We start from the raw sequence: 25,159 nt of genomic DNA on the forward strand, positions 1-25,159 counted from the left end.
TTCGGCATGCTACGACTCAGCAAAGTGACTTGCCTCCATCTGCCTTGCTCATCAACAGCCAAAGCATGGTGACTGGCCCTCATTGGTCGTCATCGTAGCCGGCCTGACGGTACAGCCGGGCGGCTTCGTGATAGGGTGGATCCCAGCCGAGTTCCTTCAACAAATCGCGTCGCTTCTTGAGATACCATTTCGGTTCAATCGATCGCCGATTTGCTTCCAGCAATTCCAGTGCGCGACCTTTCTTGCCCGAACGCCGAAACATCCGGTCTTGCAACAAAATGAACTCGGGACGATCTTGTTCCGTTTGCTCGGTCAGCCGCGTGTAAATGGCGACAAGTTCTTTTTCATAACGCTCCGGATTTGAAATCGGCCACGCCTCTCGAACGACTGGCAGTTCGCGATAAGCCACCGCGCGGCCCAGGCGATAACGGGTGTACGCGAGTGCCCAGCCGGTCGGCGTCTCTAGCGGTTGCGACGCTGTCGGCAACTCGTCCGATAGAACAGTTTCAAGCTGCTTTGCCAGTGGAATGGTCCTGCGCAAGTTCTCTTTTCGTTCGTCGTCGGTATCGACCACTAGCAATTGCGTTTGCAAAGCAATCATCTGCTGCCAAACACTGGAGGCGACTTCTGCTGGGCGTTCCAAATGCTTCAGCAATGGCTCGTCAACCAGTTCCGATTCAAACGGTGCATCGCTGGGTGCTGAAGGCATTTTCCCTGGTTTCCAGCGACGAAGCCATGATTGCCGGGCGAGGTATTCCAGGCGATCGTCATCCGTGCTGGCAGTTTGAGTCTTCTTGGCTAGCGCCTCCATTTGTTCGGCTTGCCAGTTCGTCGCAACGACAATACGAGGTTCTTCGGCAGTCGAGCTGGCCGGCCGCGACGCGAGGACAAGGACTGCGAGCCACATCTGCCAACGGAGATCGCTGAGTCGTGGCCGAAGGAGATAGCTGGCCATGTCGAAGTCAATGGAACGGGAAAAGCGAGAATGAAGAGAGAGCGAGGCCGGTGCAATCGAAGTTTTTCGTCGGACTGACCAAAACACCTGATGCAGTGGTAAGAGATTGTGCCCAAGTTCGGAATGCCAGCACACTCCCCAGTTTAGGCACGCCCCTGATCACGCAAGAATTTCTTGAACGACCCTGGCTTCTTCGGGGCCGGTCAGTCGGTGATCGCGGCCTTCGTGATGGAACGTCAGTTGGTCGTGCTGCAGCCCAACCAAATTGAGAATCGTGGCGTGAAGGTCGCGGAAATGAACTTTCCCTTCCACCGCACGAGCACCGGTTTCATCGGTTCGCCCATGGACGTATCCCGATTTCACTCCCCCGCCCGCCATCCAAAACGTAAACCCTCGCGCGTTGTGTCCCGTTTCGTTCTTGCCGTCGCCGGGCGTTAGTCCGGGGCGTCCAAATTCACCACCCCAAACCACCAATGTGTCGTCCAATAAACCGCGCGCCGCCAAATCTTCCAGCAATGCTGCGATCGGAGCGTCGGTGGTTTCACAGTTCGCCTTCAAATCACGGCGGTGATCTTTGTGTTGATCCCAGCTGCCGTGATTGACTTCGATAAACCGAACACCCGCTTCGGCAAAACGACGTGCGAGCAGACATTGCCGACCAAAATCGGTCGGTCGGCAGGTACCAACCGACAGTTTTTTGCCAACGCGATATCGCTGCAGTGTTTGCGCCGTTTCATTGGACAAGTCCAACAGTTCCGGTGCCGTTGATTGCATGCGAAAAGCCAACTCCATCATTTCGATCACCCCTTCGAGCTTGGCATCGCCTGCCCGCTGGGCCAAATGATTTCGGTTCATCGATTGAATAAAATCAAGTTGCTCGCGTTTCGCTGACGGAGGAAGATGATCACTGGCGATATTGCGGATCGTTGCCAACGACATGTTTTCGCCATTCACTCCGATCGGCGTACCGGCAAATGACGATGGTAAGAACTCGCTGGAGTAGACCGAGTGTTTTGCCGCATTGAGACTGATAAATCCGGGCAAGTTCTCGTTCTCCGAACCGAGCCCATAGTTGATCCATGAACCCATGCTCGGACGTTTGCGTAGTTTTTCGCCGGTGTGAAGTTGCAGGAACGATTGAGCATGATTGCCCGTGTCGGCGTGCATGCCATTGATTACACACAGGCGATCGGCGTGCTTGGCTGTTTCGGGCATCAGGTCCGAAACCCACATCCCACTCTGTCCGTGTCGTTTGAAATCGACGACCGATCCAGCGTGAGGCTTCTTTCCCACTTGTGGTTTGTAGTCAAACGTATCGAGTTGCGCCGGTCCGCCACTCATGCACAGAAAAATTACACGCTTGGCACGTGCCGCGACCGCGTTTTGAGCAGCAGCCCGTTGCCCGCTCAGCGCCTGCATCGCCAGAAAACCGAACCCGCACGATGCAGACTGCAACATCGATCGCCTGGACGGCTTATTCGTTTCGTCGGTATTGTTCGTCATCGGCATGAGCTAATCGATGTAGCGGAATTCGTTGCAAGACAACAACGCCTGGCAGAAGCTTGCCCAAGCAAGATTCTGGCGTTGATGCGCGTCGTCGACGGTTGGGCTGAGCTTTTCCTCAATGGCTTGGATGTGTCGCAGTGCGGCTTGTTGCTCATCGGTGGTTGGGCTTCGCCGCAGTGCACGGCGAAAAATCATGGTGACTCGTTCGGCGTCACTGACGTTTTCCCCTGGCACGGAATCAGCGTTCGCATTGAGCGGTGCCTTGGGTAATGAATTTGCCAACGCACTGGATTGAGCAACTAGAAAGGGGCTGTTCAGCAAGAACAAGGATTGCGTTGGCAAAGTCGTCGCGTTGCGTTGGCCAGCGATGGAGACCGCATCGGGAAAATCAAAGGCCGCCAATTCTGGCGGCGGCGCGTGACGCAACATGCACAGGTAAATGCTGCGATGATTGCTGTCGCGATGCAGCGTCGTCGCTTCGCCTGCTGGCCAATTGATTAACGAGACAACCTTTTCCACTGCCGAACCCTGCCCAGGATTCAGGTCGATCTGACCGCTTGCTTGTAGCATGCTATCGCGGAGTGATTCGGCATCCAGGCGGCGCCGATTGTGTCGAGCGAGCAGACGATTGGCGGGATCCGCATCAAGGATTCGTTGGCTGGTCTGGCAGTCCAGTTGGTAGGTGCGACTCAAGACAATGGCACGGATCATTTGCTTGATCGACCAGTGTTCGGCAAAACGATTCGCCAGATGGTCAAGCAGTTCGGGGTGCGAAGGTCGCGCTCCATACAGTCCAAAATCGTCGGGTGTGGCAACGATTCCTTGGCCGAATAGATGCTGCCAAATGCGATTGACCATCACACGCGACGTTTGCGGATGATCGCGATGGGTCAGCCAAGCGGCAAGCTCCCGTCGGCCGCTTTCATCGGCGTTGACAGAATAATTCGCGGCTACAAACTTCGATGGATCCTTTTCATCACTCAGTCGGCGATACGCGGTCAGAAATCCACGAGGCACTGCCGCGCCTTTCTTAGCGCCACCATTGATATGAATTTTGCAGTCGGCAGGTTTCGCTTTGTCTCGGGTTCCCATCGCTAGCACAACGGTCGCTGGGGCTGCGCCACGCGGTTGTCCCGAGGCCAAGTGCAATCGCTGGGATTCGTCGTCAGTCAAGCCTCGCTCGAAGATTGCAAATTCAGCAAGGTTTCCATCTAGCGGAGCAAACTTGTCGCTTCGGTTTGCAAAACAAAATTCGGTCGAATCACCAAATGTGGCCGCGATCTCGTGATCAATTTCCGGTTTCAGTTGACCATTCAGGAATACCCTTACCCGATTCTTGCTGCGAATCATCACAACATGATTCCATGTTCCCGAAGCGATTACGGTTGTGCCCACAATCGACGTTTTGGCTTGGTTACCGTTGAAGACAAACAGCTTGCCTGATCTCGATTTGTCATGTGCTCCGCCGATGCCAAGATGATCGCCGGGCAGTTGCTTGTCACCCAGTTTCGCACGCGAAAACAAATACGCGGTGATCGGCCGGGCCAGATTGTCTGTGTTGTTCTTGAACCAAAACGCGACGGAATAAGAATCCTCTGCGTTGTTCAAAGCTCCGCGCAGATCGGCATTTTTGACCTTCGCATAATTGGCTGCTGTATATGACACGTCGCCGGCGACCTTCAAGTCTCCGGGAGCCTTGTCCAGCTTTGCATGCACCAGTGGCCGAAGCTGGTCGATGGTGTCCGAATAGTTTGGGGGAAAATCGGTGCTAGCTGACGTGGGTTGATGCCGCTGAGATTCGTCCCAGGTCGATTTCAATTCGTGCAATGCAGTCGGCGGCGCGGTCAGTTTTTCATTGCCAGCCAGCCCATACAACGTTTCCGTGCTGGCAAAGATTCCAGCCAATGCGTAGTAGTCGGCAGTCGGGATCGGATCGTGTTTGTGGTCGTGGCATCTCGCACAAGCGACGCTGACACCCATCACCGCCGTGCAAACGGTGTTGATTTGGTCGTCGACAACATCCATCGGAAACAGTTTGTTCATCGCCGCGGCAGGCTTCGCGCCGATCGCTAGGAACCCCGTGGCCACGAGCTGTCGGTTTCGTTGCTCGGCAGATTCGGCCGGGAGCAGGTCGCCGGCAATCTGTTCGGTGATGAATCGATCGTAAGGCACGTCGCGATTGATCGCATCGATGACGTAATCACGGTATCGCCAAGCATGCGGAAAAGAAGCATTCCGACCAAGTCCATCATCGCCGTTGGATTCCGCATAACGTGCGACATCCAACCAGTGTCGACCCCAACGTTCGCCAAACTGTGAGGAGGCAAGCAGCTGATCGACCAGCCGCTCGACTGTCTTTGGTTGATCGATTTGGAAATCGGCAACAAAGTCTTCTGTCTCCTCCGCAGTCGGCTGCAGTCCAACCAAGTCAACGTACAGGCGTCGGATTAGAGTTGCTGGATCCGCGTCACGAGCGGGTGTGAATTTTGCACCTTCGATCCGCGCCAGTACGAACTGATCCAGTGGGTCACGTGGCCAGTTCGTGTCGTCGATCATCGGTGTAGGAACGTCGCGTCGTCGCAGGAACGACCAAAATGCTTCCCGGTCCAGCGGCGACTCTTTCGCAACAGATGCGATCCCTGCCGGCCCGTTTGGCTCGATTGACTTGGGGAACTGTCCGCCTCGTTGAACCCAGCTGACAAAGTCATTGACGATGGTTTCGTTCAAGGGATCGTCGGGCGGCATTTCGACGCCATGATATCGAAGTGCTTGGATGATCAGGCTTTCGCCGGGTTTTTTTGCAACCAGCGCAGGCCCCGTTTGTCCGCCCTGGAGGATTCCGTCGGAACTATCCAACAACAGATTTCCACCGATGGATTCGGCGCCCGCCGAATGGCATTCGTAACAATGTTGGACTAACGCAGGTCGGATTTTGTTTTCAAAGAACGCACGATCCTTGGCCGACAGGGTTTCTCCATGGGCGGAATTTGCGTTGACGAACAGAAAGCACGCAGCGCAGACGATGAGAGAACGAGCAAGTCGACTCACGGCGTTTTTGGCGGGACTGAGGTAGGGGCGAGAGGCAGGACCGACGATTGACGCGCATCCGTTGCAGCGATGCAAGCTTTTTTCAAAACGGTCCACGTCCCATCGCATTCACACTAGGCCATTTTATTGCTCGATTCTGTTCAGTACTCAACCGCTGCGAATGCAATGACCAAGGTCAGCTAACATGTTATCCAGACCGGGCTCGGACGCTGCCCGGCTTCGATTTTACGAGTCGAACAGGATTCAATTCAGCGAGCGAGTATCTGAACAAACGTCCGCAGGGTTGCCCCGTGTGCACCCAATGTCCCGTTTTCCAGGAACCATAACTACACACTCCCTGCCCGGCTTTGACTCTTTTCAAATCGATTTTGAGTTGCCGCTACAATATCGACTTGATTCATTTCCTTGGAGATCCGGCCCGATTCATGACACAACTTCGCATCCTTTGTTTGTTAATCAGTTTTTTTGCGGCGAACGCCGTTCAATCGTTTGCCGCCGATTCACCGCTGCGCATCCCACTTTGGGCCGAAGGTGCACCAGGCTCCGTTGATCGGATGCACGAACCAGAAAGATTGGACGGAACCAATGTCAGCAACGTTCATCATCCATCGATCACGCCGTACTTGCCTGCCGAAGGCACTTCGACTGGCACGGCGATCTTGATCGCTCCGGGCGGCGGCCACAAAAAGTTGTGTTTGGGGCACGAAGGTGATTCGTTGGCGAAGTGGTTCGCTGACCATGGCATCGCTGCGTTTGTGATGCGATATCGACTTTGCCGTGAACCCGAGTCGACCTATACCTTGGAAGGCGACGCGATGGACGATACTCGTCGTGCGATTCGCACCGTCCGGGGCAACGCGAAAAAGTGGAACATTAACCCCGATCGGATTGGCATCGTGGGTTTTTCAGCCGGCGGCGAGCTGGCTGCCTATGCGGGAATGAACCCACAGGACGGTGATCTGAACAGCAACGATCCGGTCGAACGTGTTAGTAGTCGACCGGACTTCGTGGGGCTGATCTACCCTGGCAAATCAAGCACATTTACTGTGAAACGCGGCATGCCACCGGCCTTCATTGCATTCGGCTTCCACGATCGTGATGACATCTCGATTGGTATGGCCAAGGTTTATTTGCAGTACAAGCAGGCCGACGTGCCATGTGAGATGCACGTCTATAGCAGTGCGGGGCACGGTTTCGGATTCCGCCCCGACTCCAAAACTGCCGCCGGTGATTGGCCGCAACGAATGTGCCATTGGTTGATCGACACCAAGCTGCTGGCGGGTAAACCCTAAAGCGCCCGATGAAATAGAGGCAAGCGGTCATCGCTGTCTCAACAGAAAATCGTTTTCGCTACAAGCAACACGTTAGCGTGACGATTAGGGCAAAGAAATGATGAATGTGCGAAAGAAGCATAGGCCTGATTGATGTCCAAAGTAGCCCGCAAATCTGCGAGGCCGAACGCTACGGTTGAGCAGTGCAATTCCGTTTTTTTGCCACGTCACCGACAATTGGTTTAGCGACCGAAAACCGAATTGGATCGTCGTTTCGAAACGACGAAAGGCCGAGCTATGCTCGGCCTTTTTTGTTTCTCGTTGCAGTGCCGTGTTTACTTGTCCGCGTAGACCGTAAGGCTTTGTCCGTGGTGGTACTTTTCCAGAAAGTCTTCGATTGGCCCTTCGGTCGAAAGGTCGAGCGATTCTTTGAGCGACGCGTTGAACGTTAGCATTGCACCCTTCTTTTGAATCGCTCGAAGCTCGCACTCGTATTGGTCGCCGTTCCATTGCCAGAAGTGGTGTGGGACTTTCGCCTTCGTCACAAACTCGTGCCATTTGCCAGTTGGACAGATGTAGTAGCCTTCCGAAGTGTAGGTGCTGGTAAGCTTATTCCAGAGGCCGGACTTGGGATCCAGCACTTGGATTTCGACGTATTTATCGGGGTATCCCCAGTATCCGATAAAGGTGATTTCGTCCGTGTGGTGATCATAGGTCTTGCCATGAAACGGCTCGCGCAAGCAGCCTGTGCATGTCGCCATGACGAGTAGGCCGAAAATCGCAATTTTTCCAGTTGTTGATAACATGTTTTTCTCCCTGTGACGCTTCTCGGAGTCGTTAATAGAACTGCGAAACGAAATGGTTCGCGGTTGGACGGATAACACTCGCGTCCACTCCCACACTCTAAGATTGCCAGGGGAACAGAACTCCGGTCACGGAATATTCACGTCGCTATAGGGGCGGATGTTGATTGAGTGATCGGAGACGGCTGAAACGAACGATGGGCACCGATTTACACCGGCACCCAAGTTCGTGCGATCTGACAAAGCGTTCCTGGCGAAAGCCCTTTCACTGGTACCACATCCAAACAGTTGCTTTGAACTGAACGCTGAGGCAGGTGGTGTCATTGCCATGGATGGTTAGTTCGTGCTTAGTGACGCTTTGTTCTTGTTCCTCCAGCGTGTCGCCAGGGCTGACGTACGTGCCGTTACCGAGTGGGAGCGTCCACGCGTTGCTATTCCATTCGAAATTGTCGTCGCAACCAATCCCACGAAATTGGTCCGGAATAATTCCGTGTCCGACGCGGTCCAGCGTAAACGGAAACTCGTCCGTGTCGTCCTCCCGTACCGAGATCGCGAGCTTGATTTGTTCTTCCACGCCGCTGGATTGGAGCACTGCGCCGTACGGTACGTACTCGTCGCCGGTGCCGAGATGGTGGTAGCCACTTCGTTCAGGGTCATGCACAAAATCCAGGCTAGTTCCGTTGTGCGTATGGTCCTGAGATCCGTTAAAGAGTTGAAAGGTGAATGCCATTTCGCCTTTGCTTAGATCGTCTGAATCGTCCAGGATTTTTGCTGAAGTCACGAGGACCGATGTTTGCCGTACCCTTGTTCGAAACGCACCCATCTTTGGCTGGGGTGACTGACCGAACGAATGAAAGAACAGCACGTAATAGTACAGCGTGTCGGCTTCCAAATCGGTGACCAATAACTCTTGCGGAGTCGCGTCGGTGGTACTGTAGTTGCCAAGCTTCTCGAATTGAATGTCCTGCTCGTTGTAGAGCATATCGTTGTCCTCTGGAAGCAACATTGATCTGCTCACGACTAACCGCGGAACAACGTTTGCTGTCGTGTGGAACTTCATCTGCGCAAAGGTGCCCCCACGCCGCGTTTTGATAAAGGAGTTATCGGCCAACGGAGAATCGGGAACAGCGCCGATCGCTTTGTTGATGTCACGCATCGTCCGCTGGTTGTTGGGTTGTGAGCGGCCAAATTGGGCAGTGGCCAGTTGCGTTTGTGCCATCAAGATGGTCATCGCCAGGAGCAAGAATTTGCGTTGCATTTGATTTTCCGGGTTTGGGGTTTGCTTTTCGGTGCACCAAAAGCGATGCACCCAAAGATCGCCGTGCCAGTGCGGGGGCGGACACCTTTCAATGCACCCGTGAAAATCAATTTGGTTGGCCCATTCAGCCAGCGATTGGCAATCTATCCAGTAGCCCGCCGACGCGCCGTCGACGGAAATTTTCAAACTGGAGAGAAACAATGCCTCGAATAATCATGACTCTAAGTGCCGCCCTGTTCTGCTTGGCCGCGAGCAACGCAGCGGCTCAAACCAGCCTGGCGGTCGCAAAGGATTACAAGATTCGCCGTATCGTGACGAAGGTAGATCCTGCACCGCCGATCAAGAAAATTCCGCTACAGGTGCTGAACTTTAAGCAGAACGTGGGCGGATCCTTTGTCGAGTTCGAATTCGCCTCCAACTACAAGGCCGCCGCATTGGTGAACTTGCGAAACGCGTCTTCGTCAACGGATTTGGATGATGCAGAATTGACGTCGCCTGGCAAATTGCACCGAGTATCGTTGGTCAACCTTCAGCCAAACACGTGGTACGAGGCGCAGATCGATCTTTTACCAAGCGAATCGTTTAACGGCGAAGCGCTTCCCTACAAAGTCGAGTTCAAAACGCTCCAGCGTCATGTGTACGTCGGCATCACTAATATCCACGTGTTCGATGATTCCGATGAGCTGTCAGCTGGAGACATGAATTTTGTCTTTCAGATTGGCGATGAACATGGCAACTTCAATGCGCCAGGCAATAGCTGGGATTTCATCAATTTTGATGCCGACTTGCATAGTGGAACCAGCTTTAACCCAGCCCACGCAGGTAGGCCTCATTTTCTTGCAGCGGAGAACGTGAATTTTGACAAGCTAAAAATCGCTGTCAGCAACTTTGAGACGGACGGTCACCAGTACGCCTCGTACATCCCTCCAACCGATATGTACTTGGGATCCGGCTGCCTTTCACGGTCGGAATGGAACAGCGGATTTATCGTCGTCGATATCGCTGGATCGTTTCTAGCACCCGGCGCCGAAACCGCGCAGCAACGTGAGTCAATGTTGCAGCCGTTTGCAATCATGGTGCCTCCGACCGATGAAACTGATCTGCACTACTTGGTCGAAGGCCTGATTAGCGTTGGAAACTACGCATCGAACTAAGCCTTAGGCACAACCCAGAACTTGATTTTCTGTTTGGTGATGGAATCGACTTGGACGATACAGGAATAGAGTCCACATTCAACGATGGGTTCGTTTTCGATGCTGACATCGTCGGGCGTCAGGTTGGTTTCGAGTGCCGTGTTCACCGCTGCGACCAGATCTGCCTTATCGAATGGTTCAGTCAGTCGGTTGTCATCATCGGCCTGTTTTTCAATCGTGACGCTCTCGGACGTGCCGCGATCCAAACGGTCACGGGCAAAGCTGGGCTTGTTGGTGACGCGTCGTTTTAACTGTGATGGATCGAGGACTTCTAAGGTAAAGTCAGCCACGTTTGTGCTCGAAAGGAATTCGTCGAGTGACGTGATTAGGAAGGGCGAGTTGCAAAAATGGGGCATCACGATGGACAGGTCTTGCCGGTTCACAAGTTTCGGCATCTTCGCGACCGGGAACTCCTCTTTTGAAGAAAAAACGTAAGTTGTGCCTTCGCTTTCCAGGTTGAGCTGCAACGCATAGTTCAGCGCGTCCACGCCCTTTGGCAGGACTTCGTGATCGCGACACCAGTCAGCGATTCCGGGGCGATCATCAGGTGAAATCGTTCCGTCTAGTAATCCTCTCACGATCGGAAATTGCGTTGGCGAAAGATTCAGTTGACGAAGCCGCGCGAGGGAGTTGCGTGGCTCCATCCGCTCAATGACGGCCCACATGTCATCTTGCTCAGAAATCTCTTCGTTTGCCCCCGGTCCATCAGTCTGTTTTCCGGTGAATAGCGACGTAAGCCAACCGATCATTGTGCTCTCCCTTGTTCGCGATGGGGACACACCAGAGCGGCGACCCAATGCGGTCAATCATATCACCGCCGGCGAGCCCGATGCTGCAGGATTCAACAACGCGAGATGGAACCGATCAAACCCGGCGCCAGAACGATGGAAAAATAAGCACAAGCACACTGAACACTTCGACACGTCCTAACATCATTAGCCAGACAAACAGCAACTTGGCTCCTTGGCTGAATCCGGCGTAGTTCTGTGTCGCGCCGACGACGCCCAGCCCCGGCCCGATATTATTGAGAGTGGCGGCGACCGCGCTGGCGCTATCAAGCAGCTTTTCGTCGAGCGTGCTTGGTTTATTGACGACGTTGCCGTCAGTGTCGACGGAGATTGCCTGTTCAGAGAGCTCCCCGACCACACCCCAAGTACTGTTGGGTTCAAACGTGATCAGCAGCATCCATGAAACGACAAAGAGTCCCAGGATCATACAGAAATAGACCTCAATCCCTCGTGTCAGGTTCGGGTCATCAATCGTATTGCCACCGATTCGCAGCAATCGCACGACGCGCGGGCGGTGGGCGCGTTCGATTTCGAGACGCAGGATTTTGTAAAACAAGACGTGCCGGATCACCTTCATGCCGCCACCCGTGCTGCCAGCGCAGCCGCCGATGAACATCAGAATTAGCAAACTGCCACGCGCAAAATTATTCCATTGATCGAAGTCGGCGGTTCCGTAGCCAGTCGTCGTCAGGATAGACACGACATTAAACATCCCATAGCGAAGCGAACCTCCAAACGATTCGAATCCCTGGTCGCTGTGTCGCATGCCAAAGAAAATGATACCCGCCGTCACAGCGACAATGATTCCAATAAAGGCTCGGAATTCGATATCGCGAAACAGGTTCTTGGGACCGTTAATGCAGCACAAAAATAGTAGCGTGAAATTCGTTCCCGCCAAAATCATAAACACGATGGTCGACGTTTCGATTCCCACACTATCGAATCCGCCTAGCGATCGGTTGTAAGTGCTGAATCCGCCTGTTGCCATCGTTCCAAACGCGTGGCACAGCCCATCAAATAATGTCATGCCTTGGATCATGTAGACAATCGTAAGGATGACATTCAGGCCGATGTACATTCCTGCAAACGAGAGCGCTGTTTTTTGCATGCGCGGCATCGAGTTTTCTTTGGTCGGCCCCGGCATCTCAGCGCGCATCATCGCTTTGCCCGCGGATCCTTGACCCAGAATGGCGACGAACAAAACCACAATGCCCAGCCCACCCAAAAAGTGCGTCCAGGAACGCCAAAACAAAATGCAGTGTGGCACCAGTTCAGGCGTTTCCAAATCTGTCAGCACCGTCGCACCCGTGGTGCTAAATCCTGACTGCGATTCAAACATCGCTTCGATAAAAGTGATCGGGCTTCCTTCGCTGATTGATGTGCCACTAAGAAAATAGGGCAGGGCACCCAGCACGGTTGCCAAGAGCCAGCTGAGGCCCACGATTGCCATTGCCTCTTTTTGGAAGAGCGTTTTGCCGCGACCGTTGCGTCCCAAGAACCGAAGCGCGCCACCAACGACCATGCTGATCGCCATGCTCCAGATCAGCCCTTTCGCGCCAGCTTCCTCGAATGCTGCGGCTGGTGGCAGATGAGTTCGATTGGCGAGGGTGGGGAACGCAAATGGCAGGCAAAAGCTCATCGATCCGCCAATCAATAGGCAGATCGTCCCAAGCACACGGCAGAGCAGCGAGTAATTCAAGGCAGCGGTGTTTTGCGAATCAAAAAAGGAAGCGAGTTTATCGTCAAGAGCTTAGTCGCGGACCGCAAGACACGCTGCGCCCGACTGTCGATCGGGCATGAATGTCGTCCTGCCTGCGGATGACTGGCTGGGGTGGTTGCCGCTGAATTGGAGGGAGCTGGAAACTAGTGAGCCATTGATGGCCGGAGGATACCGAAATGCTGGCTCGTTTTGGGGGAGATTGTCGTTCGCCGGCCGGTCAATTCGTTCAATGCGGAGCACTTTGGCCCGCGATCTGCGACGTGGGAGTATTTCCCGTCTGGCTGGCTACATAGGCACTTTTGGTTTGCGTTTTCCCCGATGCAGGGCAATCGAGCTGTGGCCCGGTGAAGAGACGGCTTGGCGGTGGGGGGAGCCGACGTTCGAGGCGTGTTGGCTGCCCTCATCGCTTTTCTGCTGTTGCAAATTGCGCGGTGCAAAATGCTGCACCGCATCGCAACGCTACAATGATCTCAGCCGGTCGAGCATCCGTCGTCGGCGCGTTTTGATTAATTTGGGGGAGTTTTCTTGTGTGTGGTCGATTTACACTTCGCGCTTCTGCGGCCAGCTGGTGTCAAATGTTTCTGCCACATTTGTCGCCGGACGAAATTCCCGAGCTTCCTTCGGGGCCGCGCTACAACATTGCTCCGACACAGTTGATTGCGACGGTGGTCCAAAAGGACGCGGCCCGTGATCGGCAATTGGCGTTGGCCCGTTGGGGACTCTTGCCGTCCTGGGCAGAGGACTTCGCGATCGGCGCCAGAATGATAAATGCTCGCAGCGAAACGGCTGACAGCAAACCGTCCTTCAAGAACTCTTTTCTGTCACGACGCTGTCTGATTCCCGCCGATGGCTACTACGAATGGGCCAAGACCAACGTTGGCAAGCAGCCCTATCTGATTGAACCCTCCGATGGCTCGGTGGCGGCGATGGCAGGACTTTGGAGCGTGAACAAAAAACTAGCAGGCGCGGACGAACCACCGATCGTTTCGTGCACGATTCTTACGACGTTATCCAACCAGACCACGAGCGAGATTCACGACCGAATGCCGGTTTTTTTAGACTCCGACCAATACGAACGTTGGCTCTCTCCAGAGTTTCGAGACGTCGACGTTCTAAAATCGATGTTGCGGCCAGCGGCAGACGACAAGTTGAAAACCACTCCGGTCTCCGCACGTGTGGGCAACGTTTGGAACGATGATTCGGGCTGCGTCGCACCTGTTACGCTCACGAATCAACAGTCACTTTTTTGAACATCTCAGGCCGTCACGGCGCAAGACAATTTCCTCGCAATTCCGCGGACTACCTCTATGAAAAACCAAGCAAACCGGCGCCGATTTCTGCAAGCGTCTGCCGCCATCGCGGTGGCAACTCCTGCCATTTTTACCAGCAAGCGAACGGCGGCTCAGGGAGTGATTGGCACTGGCGATTTGAGATTTACGTGTCAGCATTTGTTTCCAACGTTGCCCGAAAAGTATTCTTGGCAGACAACGCACAATGTGGCGGTCGATCCCGACAACAACCTTTACGTGATCCACGAGGGCAAAGAAGACGATCCCGAACATCCATCGATCTTCGTCTTTGATTCTGAGGGCAAATTTATCCGTGCGTTCGGTCAGCAGTTTCAAGGTGGCGGTCATGGGTTGGAAGTTCGTGTCGAAGGCAGCACGCAGTTTCTGTACGTCACGGCTTACCAGCAAGTCAAATCGATCGCCAAAATGTCGTTGACCGGTGAAGTGGTCTGGGAACGTAATGCGCCGATGAAGAGTGGCAAGTATGCGGAGGGAGAAGCCGAACATCCCGAAAGAAAGTGGGGGCGTGATCGTTTCATGCCGACGAACTTTGCTTTTCTTCCCGACCAAGGCGAGGTGCTTGGCGACGTTCTGCTAGCCGACGGATATGGCAGCTACCAGATTCATCGCTACGACAGCGACGGCAACTGGAAGTCTTGTTTTGGCGGCGTTGGGAAAGGCAAAGGGACGTTCAACTTGCCGCATGGCATTTGGGTTGACGATCGCGACGGTGGTGAACCGGAGATTGTCATTGCTGACCGCGCCAACAATACGCTGCAAACGTTTTCGCCTGACGGAGCCTACCAGCGCACGATCGATGGGTTTGGATTGCCAGCGAACGTGGACACCTATCAAGACTTGATGCTGGTGCCTGAGCTGGTGGCAAGGGTTTCGATTCTCGATCGTAATTACAACACGATTTCGACGGTCGGTGACGATCGCGATAGAATTTTGGCAGACAAAGAAAAGTCAAAGGGTTTTACAATCCGGACCAAAGAAGACCAATGGCAGCAAGGCAAGTTCGTCCATCCCCACGATGCTTGCTTTGACAGAGAAGGCAACATCTACGTTGCCGAATGGGTTTCCACCGGCCGCGTCAGCAAATTGACTCGCGCGTGAGTTTGCCGATCCAATTGGTGCGACAATTGAAGTGGAAAGATCTCTTGGAAACTGAACGCAGGCCAAGAGATGCTGGTTGTACTGCCAGATTCTCGCACATCGTTTCTTAGTGCATGCGGTGTGCAGAAGAAAACACTGACGAATCGTCTTTGCTTAACCGTCCTGTTGAGTTGGGTACTGGGCCCGGGCGAGTGTGAAGATCGCGGCGCAGAGGGTTACGAGGGTGATCGTGAAGAGGACGAACAAGTGAATGTAGGGCGGTTCGTGTCCAAAGAAACTCTCGGCGGTCGAACGTGCTTCTTCCCAGTTCATCCACTCGGCCAATAGGCCGCGAAGCCGATAGTTGACCGTGATTTTGTTAGCGACTGCGGGCACCAACGAAAGACCGTATTCGATCGCCAGTGTATAAAAGACTGCGGTGACCATCGAGCGACGAGGAAAGATAACGCCGATTAAAATGAAGATGCCAGCGTGAGCGAAACACGACAGCACAGATAGAATCGACAGCACGGTCCACAGCCGTAGCCCACCGACATTGTCGACCAACAGTAAGCAAAGCGACAAACCAACCAAGGCGGCGGAAACGGACCACAGTACCGCAGTCAAGTATTTGCCTAGCAAGACGGTTGATCGTCCGCTCCGTCGCATGGCCAAATAGATCCATGTCTGGCCTTCGATTTCGGTACTGATCGCTGGGGTCGCCCATAACAGTAGCCCGAGCAAGCAAACCATTTCGGGGATCAAAAAATAGAGCGTAATGCCCCATTGTTCGATTCGAATGGCATTGGTGGTCCGGTCCATCAAAACAAAAATTGCAACCGGGAAAGCCACTAGGACAGCCCAGATCGCGAAACGGCCTTTTGTAAAAGACCGCGTCAATTCAAATCGAATGACGTCGGTAATCATGCCAAAGTCCATCACAGTTCTCCCCGATGATGACGGAGCAGTGATTCGAACAAGGCGGTTAAGTCTCCTTCGGCGGTCTGGAATTGATGAATCCGCAGTCCATCCTCGCTGATCCAGCGAGCCAACTGAGAGTACATCTTTGTCGGGTCACGCAACGCAACTTTTAGTTTGGTGCGTTCTTCGGTCAACTGCATCGATTGGACCCACGGTGCGTCGGCCAGTCGATGGACCAATCGATCGACATCGGGCCCTGTGAGCGAGACCTCTTGCGGAGTGTCGGCCAAGATTTGTTCAATCTCGTCTGCCGTGCCCGACGCCAACAATCGTCCGCCGTGGATCAGCAGGAATGACGACGTGACGGCTTCGATTTCGTGCAACACGTGACTGGCAAACAGAACACTGCGGCCTTCGTGTGTCCATTGTTTCAGCAGTTGCGTCATTTTGTAGCGTCCGACCGGATCCAATCCGTTGTACGGTTCATCCAAAATTAGCAAATCCGGGTTGTGTGCAATCGCCTGAGCAATCTTGGTTCGTTGCCGCATACCCAGGGAATAGGTTCCCATCGGCCGCTTCATCGCATCGCTCATACCGACGAAGTCCAGAGCTTCGGTCGAAAGTCGGCGGCTTTCGGATCGACTAAACCCGTGCAGCCGAACTTGATAGGCGACCCATTCGGCGGCCGAGACGTTCGGGTACAGCACATCGGTCGCCGGGCATAGCCCGATCCGTCGTAGCAGTTTTCGATCGACCCAGGGATCTTTTCCAAAAATACGAACACTTCCCAAAGTGGGACGCAATTGTCCGACCAGCAAATTGATGAAAGTGGTTTTGCCGGAACCATTTGGTCCCACCAGTCCATACGCACCAGGAGCGATCTTCAGATTCAGATCGTTGTTGCCAATCACTTGGCCGTACAGTTTCGAGACACCCACCAATTCGATCATGGGCGTGTCGGAGTTTGAATGACTCATCAGACGCTGAGCCTCGCCATGATACGGTGACGGACGATCCAAAGGCCGCCGACAGTGATGGCGATCAACATGATGATGGATGGCCAAACGCTACCCGGAGTCGGATCGATGCCAAACACCCAGCCTTCGACTTTGCCCAAGGTTTCATAGGGAGAAAGCAATCGCCATTTGTCGCGATCAATGTCCGCTAGCCCAGGCGGCATATTGCTCGCCATGTTTTCGTACTGAGCCGCATCAAAGTCCTCAAAACGCGGTCGGCCCCGTCCGCGCGGACCACGCGGTCGCTGCGGCGGACCGCCTCGCATTCGTGCGCCCGAATACGTCAACACGCTGTAGGCAATGAAACCCATCGCCCAGGTGGCAAACCAAGAAAACGTGGCGTAACGGCTTTCTGAGGTGAACGACGAATAACAAAGTGCCAGCGCTGTCGTCGGAACGACCAAGACCACGGTTGCCCCTAAGATTCGAAAGGGGATGTCCCAGGTTTCGCCGATGACCGACAAATCAGGTGACAAGAAAACACCGACGAGGTACAGGATCAGTGCTGGAATCGCCGTGATGGTCGAGAGGAAAAACCACAGCACGGCGGATTTTCCGATGATGTACTGGGTGGGAGATAGCGGACGTGAAAAGTACATCAAGTACGCTTTGCTGCGCAGGTCGTAGGAAATCAGCATCGGCGCGATCAGTCCTACCAGCAGCACCATGGCAAACAGCTGGGGCACGCGAAAGAAAGTCAAAATCAGAGTGGCCCAAACGTCGTGCCGGCTGCCCGCGTGGTCAGCGGATATCGACAATGCCAAGTCCGGACGCTGCAACTGAAAGGCAAGTAGATTGCCCAGCACTTGACCCCAACCAGGTTCGGTTGCGGAATACTCAAACATGAAAATTCCGACGCCGAACAACAATATTGGCAGCCATGAAAAGATGATCATCATTCGCAGCCAGCGACGTCGCCAAACCAACGAAATGCCGCCGCGAGCGACGACCAACGGCCGCATCAAATGCGACATGCGTGCGCCGGTCCAGCCTCGATATCCAAGATCGTGTACGGGCATTGGGGATTACGCTCCCACCGATTTGTCAGGAGACGGGCCACTGGATGTGGATGTCGACGATTGGAGAAACGACAAATCGCTCGCTTCGTTTGCGACGTGCGGATCTGTCAGAGCCGCGTCGACAAAGATTTGTTCCAGGCTTTTTTTTGCGCGGTGGTATCGCCGAATCGAGGTATCGGTTTCGGCGGCCCACTGCCATAGCTTGGACGTTCGATCGCCTTGGTCGATCGTAACAAGACCCGCGATCAGCAGCGAACCATCGTCGGTGGTCGAAACTTCCATTCCTTCGGATTCACACTTGGCCGCCAACGGAGCAGGGTCGCCCAAGACGGAGACATGCATCGTCGGTTTTTCCAATTCGGACAACACAGCCAGCTTGTCTTGCACGCGGACGATTCCGCCAGCCAAAATAATGACTTGATCGCACACGCTTTGAACGTCCGGCAGGATGTGCGTCGACAAGATGATCGATTTGCCATGGTCGCGAGAGAGCGTCCGGATACGGCTGAGCATCGCGTGACGTTGATCCGGATCCAGGCCTGTGGTCGGTTCGTCCAGAATCAAAAGCGGTGGATCGTGCACAAGAGCTTGCGCAAATTTTAGTTTTTGCCGCATGCCCGTCGAATAGCCTTCGACTTCGCGGTAGCGTTCTTCGCCGATGTCGCAGAAGTCCATGATTTCGTGAGCGCGCCGCAGTCCTTCGGTATCAGGCAAGCCAGAGAGTTTGGCCATGAAGGCAACCGATTCGATCCCGACCAAGCCGGCGATGTAGCAGTCGTCTTCGGGGAGGTAGCCGACTAGGTCGCGAATGGTTCTCACTTTGGCCGGCCAAGGATGACCCAGCACGGTGCCGCTGCCGGATTGCGATTTAACCAATCCCAGCAGAGCTTTGATCAATGTGCTTTTGCCGGAGCCGTTGGGACCTAACAAGCCGGTGACTCCGGGCGCAACTGCGATGGCGACATCGGTCAGCGCGTTGACGTCTCCGTAACGCTTGTTGACTCCGCTGATGTCGATCACGAGGTTCAGAGTTTTGTCTCCACGGTGGGCGGGGGGAAAGGCAGTACAGGGATCAGAAGATAATAGTGCATGCGGATCGGCGAGTGGCTCGGAGGCCGATCATGTTGCTGGTTGTAATGATTTAGTTAGGGCGTTCAGCAAATCGGTGGACGACGAGCACATTACTTGTGCGTGTGAGGGTGCTAATCGAGGTGCCGAAAGGTTTGCGGGGTGCTTTTGCGACAGCCCCCGATGCGTTCGCGACAGTCCCGGGGATTTTGGGACAACCCTCGGGGATATAGGCTGGGGGGGAGTTTGCAGGAGCTGTGCAAGTCACAGTATTGGTCAAGGTCCGCCATTCGCACGCAAAGTGTCTTGCTTGGCAGAATAATCTGCCTATCTCGTTAAATGTCGTGTTTTTCGCTTTGAGGACTAGGGAAACTACGCAGCCACCTACAGAAGGTTTCGCTGACGAGCCCGATAAATTTGACGCCGCGACACTCCCTTTTTCAGGGCGGGATGGTTAGAGTACGAGTGAACGTGTTGTCCCCGTCTGTATGCGGGTGACAAGGTAGCCTGACATTCCAGAGAGATGGAAAAGTAAGATGAAAAGTGTTTTATTCGCGGCTTTGTTGGCCGTCATGATGGTAAGCGTTGGTTGTGAAGACGCACAGAACGCCGTTGATTCGGCAACTGATTCTGTAGGCGACGCAGCTACCGCGACTGGTGACGCAGTCAAAGACGGCGTTGATGCTGTTGGCGATGCAGCCACCGCAACCGGTGACGCAGTCAAAGACGGTGCCGGAAAAGTTGCTGACGGAGCAAAAGATGCCGTTGAAGCTGGCAAAGAAAAAGTCAAAGAAGGTGCTGAAGCAGTTGGTGATGCAGCCAACAAAGCCAAAGACGACTTGAAAGACGCAGCAAAGAAAGTGACTGAGTAAATCTCAGTCGCCGAAGATTCAAAACAAGAAACGCGGAACTGTCGAAGAGCTCCGCGTTTTTTTATGCGCTCATTTTCGGTCCATCATTCGTCCGTCACAGTTCATCACCACCGGTCCGATGACACGGAATCGGTGGTGCACACGACTGGCCAGTCGCGATTGAGACGGGTTTGATCGACGGGGTTTATCCCAATTGCTCACGCATCGATTTTTTTGCCAGTTCGATTGCTTCGGGCAGCTTGCTGGGGTTTTTGCCGCCTGCTTGAGCCATATCGGGTCGTCCGCCACCGCCGCCGCCAACGACTCGTGCTGCTGCGCCAACCCAGTCGCCGGCTTTGAGTCCCTTGTCGACCAGGGCCTTGCTAAGCCCGCCCACCAGTAGGACTTTCTGTCCTTGGGCGGCGGCCAACAAAACCGCAGTCGGTCCATCACTCTTCTTGCGGATTTGGTCGATCCAGCCCCGCATGACGTTGGGATTGGCACCGGGGGTTTCGGCGACGACGATCAATGTGTCGCCGATCATTTCACCGCTCCCGATCAGATCGTCGGCCGAAAGCTTTCCGCCAGCGGTTGCCTGTTTCAGTTCCGCAATCAGTCTGGTTCGATCAGCGATCATCGATTGGATTCGCGACGTCACATCATCAAACGAAACGTTCAGTCGCCGAGTGATGTCGCGAACGGCGCTTCGTACGCTGTTGTAGTCATCGACATTGGTGAGTTCTCCTTCACCAGCGAACGCAAACTGAGCAGGATGTTCATCGTTGGACTTGCCAGCGGAGAGTTCCTTTTTGATTTGCCGCAGTTCGTCCATCAATTGAATGGTCGACGCGAGCGATTGGTTCTCGCTACAGCCGATCGTTCGAGCGACTTCGCTGAGAAGTTCGCGTGTTTGGACGCGGTGGGCTTCGGCTCGAGGTCCCGTCAACGCTTCGATTCGCCGCGTGCCGGCCGACACGCTTTCTTCGACAACAACTTCAAAGGCGTGTACGTCGCTCGTGTTACTAACGTGCGTTCCACCGCACAGTTCTTTGCTGAAATCGCCCATTGAAACCATGCGAACTGGATCGGGGTACTTTTCGCCAAACAGCATCATCGCGCCGGCCTTGCGTGCTTCGGCCAACGGAACCGTTTTCCAATCAACCGGATCGGACTTGTCGATTTGTGTCCAGACATCTTTTTCGATCTGCACCAGCGATTCGTCATCGATGGCCTTCTGGTTTGTGAAGTCGAAACGCAAACGATCTGCTTCGACTTTGCTGCCTTGCTGCTGCGCATGGTCGCCGATGTTTTTGTGCAGCGCGTAGTGCAAAATATGCGTCGCGCTGTGAGCACGCTGCAACGCCTGCCGGCGTTCTGCGTCAACGGTCGCGGTACAGGTTTCGCCTTCTTTGATTTCGCCGCGGACCAGTTTCCCGTGATGGACGATCAAACCCGCGTGTTTTTGTGCGTCGGTCACGACAAATTCGAAGTCGTCGTTTTCGATCACGCCCACATCGCCGATCTGGCCACCAGATTCACCGTAGAAAGGTGATTCGTTCAGGACGAGCCGCAGTTCGTTGTCGCCAGGGCGATCGAGATGGCTTAGCAATTGGCCATCATCTTGATTGCCGTGGCCATCGCCCGTGATGATGCCTTTGACGACCACCGTTGCTGCCGTCGCGTCGTAGCCGATGAAAGGCGTTTCGCGGAGCGCTTCCTTGAGTGTTTCCAACGGTCCGGTTTGGAATAGTTCGCGTTGTCCTTTGCCACTGTCCACTGCGTGTCGGTCCATCGCTTCGCGGTAGCCGGACCAGTCGAACGTAAAGTTCTGTTCGGCGCTTAGCGTTTGCAATAACTCTGGCGGCACGCCGTAGGTTTTGTTTAGCTCGGCGGCTTCATCGCCGGGAACCATCACCGACGACTCATCACGCATCTGTTCGAACAGTTGGTCGATGCGTTTCATGCCACCATCGATCGTGCCAAAGAAATTCTTTTCCTCCGACTCCATGACCTCAGCAACTCGTTTGGTCGTTTCCGAAAGCTCGGGGTACGGCACTTTGGACGCTTCGGCGACTGCTTCGACTAGTTTGTAGACAAACGGTTCGCGCAGGTTCATTTGGTAACCATCTAACACCGCGCGGCGTATCAGACGTTTGACGACGTACTTGGCGTCTTTGGGGCCAGGGTAGACGTTTTCGTGAATCGCAAACGTGCAGGCTCGCGCGTGGTCGGTGATGCGGCGAAGCCGTCGTCCGTTATCGCTATCGTATTCATAATGCACACCGACGACATCGGCGGCGGCATCCAAAATCGGACGCAGGCTATCGATGTGGAAATTAGTGGGAACACCTTGCAGCACACTTGCGGTTCGTTCCAGCCCCATGCCCGTGTCGATGTTTTGACTTGGCAGCGGTTTTAGGTTGTCGGGCGGGCTGCCCACTCGGTTGAACTGCGTAAAGACAAGGTTCCAGATTTCGACGTCGCTGCCGTCTCCTAGCTGGTAGTAGATTTCGCTGCATGGACCACAGACGCCGTCGGGGCCTTGGCTGGGCGCTGACGCGGGCCAGAAGTTTTCGTCCTCGTCCATGCGTGTGATGCGAGCGTCCGGCAAGCCGATCTTGTCTTTCCACAAACCGTACGCTTCATCGTCGTCTTTGTAGACCGTCACGGTCAAGCGTTCGCCGGGAATGCCGAGCCATTTTTTGTCTGTGAGAAATTCCCACGCCCAGTGGATCGCTTCTTCTTTGAAGTAGTCGCCAAAGCTGAAGTTGCCCAGCATTTCAAAGAACGTATGGTGAAACGCGGTGCGTCCGACGTTGTCGATATCACCGGTCCGCAGACACTTTTGGCAGGTCGTCGCGCGAGTAAAGTCCAGCTTGACCTTCCCCAAGAAGTGGTCTTTGAACTGGTTCATCCCGGCCGGTGTGAACAGCACGGACGGGTCCCAGGTCGGCACCAAGACATCACTGGCCTGTCGGACGCAGCCTTTGGATTCAAAAAAGGCCAGGTATTTTTCGCGTAGCTCGTCGGTTTTCATTTTCGGCGCAACAAAAGATAGGGGGTTTCAAAGCGGTGCAGCCATGACCGCCAACGCATGATATCGGAACAAGCGTTTTTGCCGTAGTCCTGCGTCAGACGCCCGTGAAACACGATTTTGCCCCGGGGGGAATGCCGGGCGGACAGATTGCTCTTGCCAGCGGCGGGCGGAAATTGCGATACGCCAAGCTGGCTCTGAAGGAATCAGGGCGCCGCAGCGTCATTTTTGAATCGCTGTGAACCAAAGATCCGAACCGGAAGATGCAGGAGACGAACGCCGATGCGTTTTGTGACCCCAAAAAAACGATTTGTAATTGTCGCTCTGAGCCTTGTCTTGGCTGCAATTGCCACGGCTCCCGCCGCCAATGCTGACGAATACCAGCCGCAAACACCGGTCGGGCGAATGATGCAGGGGCTGAATCCAGCCAACTGGAAAATGCCTGGTTTGACAACATTCATGCCAGCCAAAGAAGACAAGGACCGCATCATCAAACGCAAAGACGGTTTGGTGTCGGACGTCAAGGAAACCGCGACGCGTAGCTGGACTAAGACCAAGGAGACGCTCAATCCGATGCGTTTACTGCCGACCAGCTTGTTCGGTTCCACCGCTACTCCGGCCTCAACCACCGCGGATGCACCGGCCGGCACGCCTATCCAAAAAGCTGGTTTCTTTAGCTCGCTGATGGGGAACTCTGAAAAAGAGGTTCAGCAGACTTCGTCCAGCGTGGATGATTTCTTGCGTCAAAATAAGCCCGTTCGGTAAGCATTGCGTTTGAGAGAAAGTGGCGGTTGGGCCCTTTCTTCAAAAACAGCGAACTCTTTTGCAGGATACTTGGGCGTCCGTCCGACGCCCAGCAAAGTCCATTTTGGCCGTTTCCAGTACGGCCGAACTTCGGCGACTTGATTCACCGCGTGGTGCAGGCAATGATCACACTGCGGCAACTTTGTGTTGCTGCTTTGAATGATCCTGATTGCTTTCTTTATCACCGCAAGGTTCTCTGCAATGCCGCTTCCACCCTGGACAATTGAGTTGATCCGTCGGGGGATCTCCGATGTGGCCCGCAAAGCCAGTGAGCCCGAAACGCTCGAAAAACTGAAAACGCAAGCGACTGAGATTTTGCAGGATCTGCCTGAGACTGCCGCGCGTGGTTTGGATGCGGTCATGCGAAAAGCCGAGATGGGCAAAGAAAGTGTTCAGCGTTGGACACGCAAGCAAACGGCCATCGCAATCCCCATGATAAATGCCAGCGGTGTGCTCAAGCATCCTGAAGGCACAGGAGTTCCTCTGTCACAAACAGTGATTGAGGCGGGGTACGATTTGCTGCGCGGCGATTGCCTTGGCGGTGCAGGTCCCAATGTTAAGCTTGCCAAGAAAATCGAACGTTTGTTGCCGGTCGACGGCGATTACAGCATCGCGATCGCGGGCAGTTTTCCGGCTGCACTGACGGCTTTTTCGCAGTTAGTCCAGGAACGCCCGCTCGTGATTCATCGAAGTCACGCCGTTCGACTTCCCGGTGGCGTGCCGCTGCCCGAAGCGTTTGGGACTTTGCTGCCCGTGATCCAAGAAGTCGGATCGATTGGCGATGTCGACCCAAGCGACTATGACAGTTTTGATTCGTTTTGCGACATTGTTGCGGACGTTGGAAAAGACGAACTGAAGCTACTGGATTTTGCTTCACGCGACGCCATGCAAGCAGTCGTCTTGCCCGTCGCCACGGTCGGTCAGGCCATTGATGTTGCTATTCCGTCCGCCGAATCCTGTCTGACGCAAGGTGCCGATTTTGTCTTGATGCCGGGAGACGGAATTTGCGGTGGACCGAGTTGCGGATTGCTGATCGGGCGACGCAGTGCATTGGAAGCGATCACCGGCAGCCCTGCGTGGCCGTCGTTGGTGGCCAGCGAATCGGTGCAAGCCATGATGGTGGTTGCCCTCGAAACCGCGGCGGCGAGTGCCGATCAGATTCCCGTGCGTGCCTTGCTGGACACCAGTGTCGAAAATTTGTCTTCGCGTGCCGATCGCATGACGACTCGCTTGGCAGCTAGCGAAGACGTACGCGACTGCCAAGTCACGATGGACAACGCAAAATTGATCGACGGTGGTCGTTGGGAAGTTTCTTCCCGGCAACTTCGTTTGCGTCACAACCAATTGTCGGCGCACGACTGGGCCGAGAAACTAGCCAGTGACGTACCAGCCGTGATCGTCGGCCTGGAAGGTGACCAAGTCGTCGTTGACCTTCGCTGGGTCGATACCGCCAGTGACAATCAGCTGGCCAAAACACTTGGTGGAGTCGAAGAGACGGTGAAAGACGCGTAGCGACG

At 54.5% G+C, this 25,159-nt stretch carries 20 protein-coding genes; 8 read left to right on the forward strand and 12 right to left on the reverse strand.

What is annotated here, in order from left to right; translation table 11 throughout:
• Nucleotides 1-79 precede the first annotated feature (79 nt).
• The 3 genes from K239x_RS02915 to K239x_RS02925 form a co-directional block, all read right to left on the reverse strand.
• Nucleotides 80-955, reverse strand: a complete 876-nt coding sequence (locus K239x_RS02915; RefSeq protein WP_145416173.1) for a hypothetical protein — start codon at nucleotides 953-955, stop codon at nucleotides 80-82.
• Nucleotides 956-1,114: 159 nt separating this feature from the next.
• A complete protein-coding gene (locus K239x_RS02920; RefSeq protein ID WP_419189602.1) occupies nucleotides 1,115-2,464 on the reverse strand; it encodes a DUF1501 domain-containing protein in 1,350 nt (449 codons plus the stop codon).
• 3 nt (nucleotides 2,465-2,467) lie between these two features.
• On the reverse strand, nucleotides 2,468-5,509 hold the full coding sequence (locus K239x_RS02925) for a DUF1553 domain-containing protein (RefSeq protein ID WP_419189603.1): 3,042 nt from the start codon (nucleotides 5,507-5,509) through the stop codon (nucleotides 2,468-2,470).
• Nucleotides 5,510-5,934: 425 nt separating this feature from the next.
• Between K239x_RS02925 and K239x_RS02930 the strand changes: the two genes are divergently transcribed.
• Nucleotides 5,935-6,801, forward strand: a complete 867-nt coding sequence (locus K239x_RS02930; protein ID WP_145416175.1) for an alpha/beta hydrolase — start codon at nucleotides 5,935-5,937, stop codon at nucleotides 6,799-6,801.
• A gap of 314 nt (nucleotides 6,802-7,115) precedes the next feature.
• On the opposite strand, the gene K239x_RS02935 is transcribed toward K239x_RS02930, so the two are convergent.
• The gene (locus K239x_RS02935; RefSeq protein WP_145416176.1) at nucleotides 7,116-7,586 is read right to left on the reverse strand and encodes a hypothetical protein; all 471 of its coding nucleotides are present in this window, start codon (nucleotides 7,584-7,586) and stop codon (nucleotides 7,116-7,118) included.
• Nucleotides 7,587-7,848: 262 nt separating this feature from the next.
• On the reverse strand, nucleotides 7,849-8,841 hold the full coding sequence (locus K239x_RS02940; RefSeq protein ID WP_145416177.1) for a hypothetical protein: 993 nt from the start codon (nucleotides 8,839-8,841) through the stop codon (nucleotides 7,849-7,851).
• A 200-nt stretch (nucleotides 8,842-9,041) separates the two neighbouring features.
• Here K239x_RS02940 and K239x_RS02945 point away from each other — a divergent pair, with 200 nt between their 5' ends.
• A complete protein-coding gene (locus tag K239x_RS02945; RefSeq protein WP_145416178.1) occupies nucleotides 9,042-9,995 on the forward strand; it encodes a fibronectin type III domain-containing protein in 954 nt (317 codons plus the stop codon).
• On the opposite strand, the gene K239x_RS02950 is transcribed toward K239x_RS02945, so the two are convergent.
• Entirely contained in the window at nucleotides 9,992-10,783 is a 792-nt protein-coding gene (locus K239x_RS02950) for a hypothetical protein (RefSeq protein WP_145416179.1), read from the reverse strand. The two genes, K239x_RS02945 and K239x_RS02950, sit on opposite strands and share 4 nt — an antisense overlap.
• Before the next feature lie 115 nt (nucleotides 10,784-10,898).
• Nucleotides 10,899-12,461, reverse strand: a complete 1,563-nt coding sequence (locus K239x_RS02955) for a TrkH family potassium uptake protein (protein WP_145416180.1) — start codon at nucleotides 12,459-12,461, stop codon at nucleotides 10,899-10,901.
• Between the two features lie 656 nt (nucleotides 12,462-13,117).
• On the opposite strand from K239x_RS02955, the gene K239x_RS02960 reads away from it, so the two are divergent.
• Both K239x_RS02960 and K239x_RS02965 read left to right on the forward strand, forming a co-directional pair.
• A complete protein-coding gene (locus K239x_RS02960) occupies nucleotides 13,118-13,792 on the forward strand; it encodes an SOS response-associated peptidase (RefSeq protein WP_145416181.1) in 675 nt (224 codons plus the stop codon).
• A 57-nt stretch (nucleotides 13,793-13,849) separates the two neighbouring features.
• On the forward strand, nucleotides 13,850-14,950 hold the full coding sequence (locus K239x_RS02965; RefSeq protein WP_145416182.1) for an NHL repeat-containing protein: 1,101 nt from the start codon (nucleotides 13,850-13,852) through the stop codon (nucleotides 14,948-14,950).
• Nucleotides 14,951-15,103: 153 nt separating this feature from the next.
• On the opposite strand, the gene K239x_RS02970 is transcribed toward K239x_RS02965, so the two are convergent.
• From K239x_RS02970 to K239x_RS02985, 4 genes are read right to left on the reverse strand one after another with little or no spacing between them, the layout of a single operon-like run.
• A complete protein-coding gene (locus tag K239x_RS02970; protein WP_145416183.1) occupies nucleotides 15,104-15,868 on the reverse strand; it encodes a hypothetical protein in 765 nt (254 codons plus the stop codon).
• Nucleotides 15,868-16,827 carry an ABC transporter ATP-binding protein gene (locus K239x_RS02975; RefSeq protein ID WP_419189604.1) on the reverse strand — a complete coding sequence of 320 codons (960 nt, stop codon included), beginning with the start codon at nucleotides 16,825-16,827 and terminating at the stop codon, nucleotides 15,868-15,870. The genes K239x_RS02970 and K239x_RS02975 overlap by 1 nt, the downstream gene beginning before the upstream one ends.
• Complete coding sequence (locus K239x_RS02980) at nucleotides 16,827-17,885, reverse strand: ABC transporter permease subunit (RefSeq protein ID WP_145416184.1); 1,059 nt, start codon at nucleotides 17,883-17,885, stop codon at nucleotides 16,827-16,829. Before K239x_RS02980 ends, K239x_RS02975 begins: the two co-directional genes overlap by 1 nt.
• A 6-nt stretch (nucleotides 17,886-17,891) precedes the next feature.
• Nucleotides 17,892-18,905 carry an ABC transporter ATP-binding protein gene (locus K239x_RS02985; RefSeq protein ID WP_419189605.1) on the reverse strand — a complete coding sequence of 338 codons (1,014 nt, stop codon included), beginning with the start codon at nucleotides 18,903-18,905 and terminating at the stop codon, nucleotides 17,892-17,894.
• Nucleotides 18,906-19,489: 584 nt separating this feature from the next.
• Here K239x_RS02985 and K239x_RS02990 point away from each other — a divergent pair.
• Nucleotides 19,490-19,825, forward strand: a complete 336-nt coding sequence (locus K239x_RS02990) for a hypothetical protein (protein WP_145416186.1) — start codon at nucleotides 19,490-19,492, stop codon at nucleotides 19,823-19,825.
• Nucleotides 19,826-20,009: 184 nt separating this feature from the next.
• On the opposite strand, the gene alaS is transcribed toward K239x_RS02990, so the two are convergent.
• Entirely contained in the window at nucleotides 20,010-22,841 is a 2,832-nt protein-coding gene (alaS, locus tag K239x_RS02995) for an alanine--tRNA ligase (protein WP_145416187.1), read from the reverse strand.
• Nucleotides 22,842-22,945: 104 nt separating this feature from the next.
• Between alaS and K239x_RS28230 the strand changes: the two genes are divergently transcribed.
• The 3 genes from K239x_RS28230 (at nucleotide 22,946) to K239x_RS03005 (ending at nucleotide 25,154) form a co-directional block, all read left to right on the forward strand.
• The gene (locus tag K239x_RS28230) at nucleotides 22,946-23,080 is read left to right on the forward strand and encodes a hypothetical protein (protein ID WP_419189606.1); all 135 of its coding nucleotides are present in this window, start codon (nucleotides 22,946-22,948) and stop codon (nucleotides 23,078-23,080) included.
• A gap of 40 nt (nucleotides 23,081-23,120) precedes the next feature.
• Complete coding sequence (locus tag K239x_RS03000; protein ID WP_145416188.1) at nucleotides 23,121-23,603, forward strand: hypothetical protein; 483 nt, start codon at nucleotides 23,121-23,123, stop codon at nucleotides 23,601-23,603.
• A 240-nt stretch (nucleotides 23,604-23,843) separates the two neighbouring features.
• Entirely contained in the window at nucleotides 23,844-25,154 is a 1,311-nt protein-coding gene (locus K239x_RS03005; protein ID WP_419189607.1) for a PLP-dependent aminotransferase family protein, read from the forward strand.
• Nucleotides 25,155-25,159: the final 5 nt, after the last annotated feature.

It is taken from the genome of Stieleria marina (assembly GCA_007741555.1).
Lineage (GTDB): Bacteria > Planctomycetota > Planctomycetia > Pirellulales > Pirellulaceae > K23-9.

Coding starts and splice junctions, on each gene's coding strand:
- K239x_RS02955 (WP_145416180.1), bottom strand. CDS start 12,461: ATGAGCTTTTGCCTGCCATTTGCGTTCCCCACCCTCGCCAATCGAACT.
- K239x_RS03005 (WP_419189607.1), top strand. CDS start 23,844: ATGCCGCTTCCACCCTGGACAATTGAGTTGATCCGTCGGGGGATCTCC.
- K239x_RS02920 (WP_419189602.1), bottom strand. CDS start 2,464: ATGCCGATGACGAACAATACCGACGAAACGAATAAGCCGTCCAGGCGA.
- K239x_RS02975 (WP_419189604.1), bottom strand. CDS start 16,827: ATGAGTCATTCAAACTCCGACACGCCCATGATCGAATTGGTGGGTGTC.
- K239x_RS02935 (WP_145416176.1), bottom strand. CDS start 7,586: ATGTTATCAACAACTGGAAAAATTGCGATTTTCGGCCTACTCGTCATG.
- K239x_RS02945 (WP_145416178.1), top strand. CDS start 9,042: ATGCCTCGAATAATCATGACTCTAAGTGCCGCCCTGTTCTGCTTGGCC.
- K239x_RS02980 (WP_145416184.1), bottom strand. CDS start 17,885: ATGCCCGTACACGATCTTGGATATCGAGGCTGGACCGGCGCACGCATG.
- K239x_RS02950 (WP_145416179.1), bottom strand. CDS start 10,783: ATGATCGGTTGGCTTACGTCGCTATTCACCGGAAAACAGACTGATGGA.
- K239x_RS02960 (WP_145416181.1), top strand. CDS start 13,118: ATGTTTCTGCCACATTTGTCGCCGGACGAAATTCCCGAGCTTCCTTCG.
- K239x_RS02990 (WP_145416186.1), top strand. CDS start 19,490: ATGAAAAGTGTTTTATTCGCGGCTTTGTTGGCCGTCATGATGGTAAGC.
- K239x_RS02940 (WP_145416177.1), bottom strand. CDS start 8,841: ATGCAACGCAAATTCTTGCTCCTGGCGATGACCATCTTGATGGCACAA.
- K239x_RS02915 (WP_145416173.1), bottom strand. CDS start 955: ATGGCCAGCTATCTCCTTCGGCCACGACTCAGCGATCTCCGTTGGCAG.
- K239x_RS03000 (WP_145416188.1), top strand. CDS start 23,121: ATGCGTTTTGTGACCCCAAAAAAACGATTTGTAATTGTCGCTCTGAGC.
- K239x_RS02970 (WP_145416183.1), bottom strand. CDS start 15,868: ATGGACTTTGGCATGATTACCGACGTCATTCGATTTGAATTGACGCGG.
- K239x_RS02965 (WP_145416182.1), top strand. CDS start 13,850: ATGAAAAACCAAGCAAACCGGCGCCGATTTCTGCAAGCGTCTGCCGCC.
- K239x_RS02930 (WP_145416175.1), top strand. CDS start 5,935: ATGACACAACTTCGCATCCTTTGTTTGTTAATCAGTTTTTTTGCGGCG.
- alaS (WP_145416187.1), bottom strand. CDS start 22,841: ATGAAAACCGACGAGCTACGCGAAAAATACCTGGCCTTTTTTGAATCC.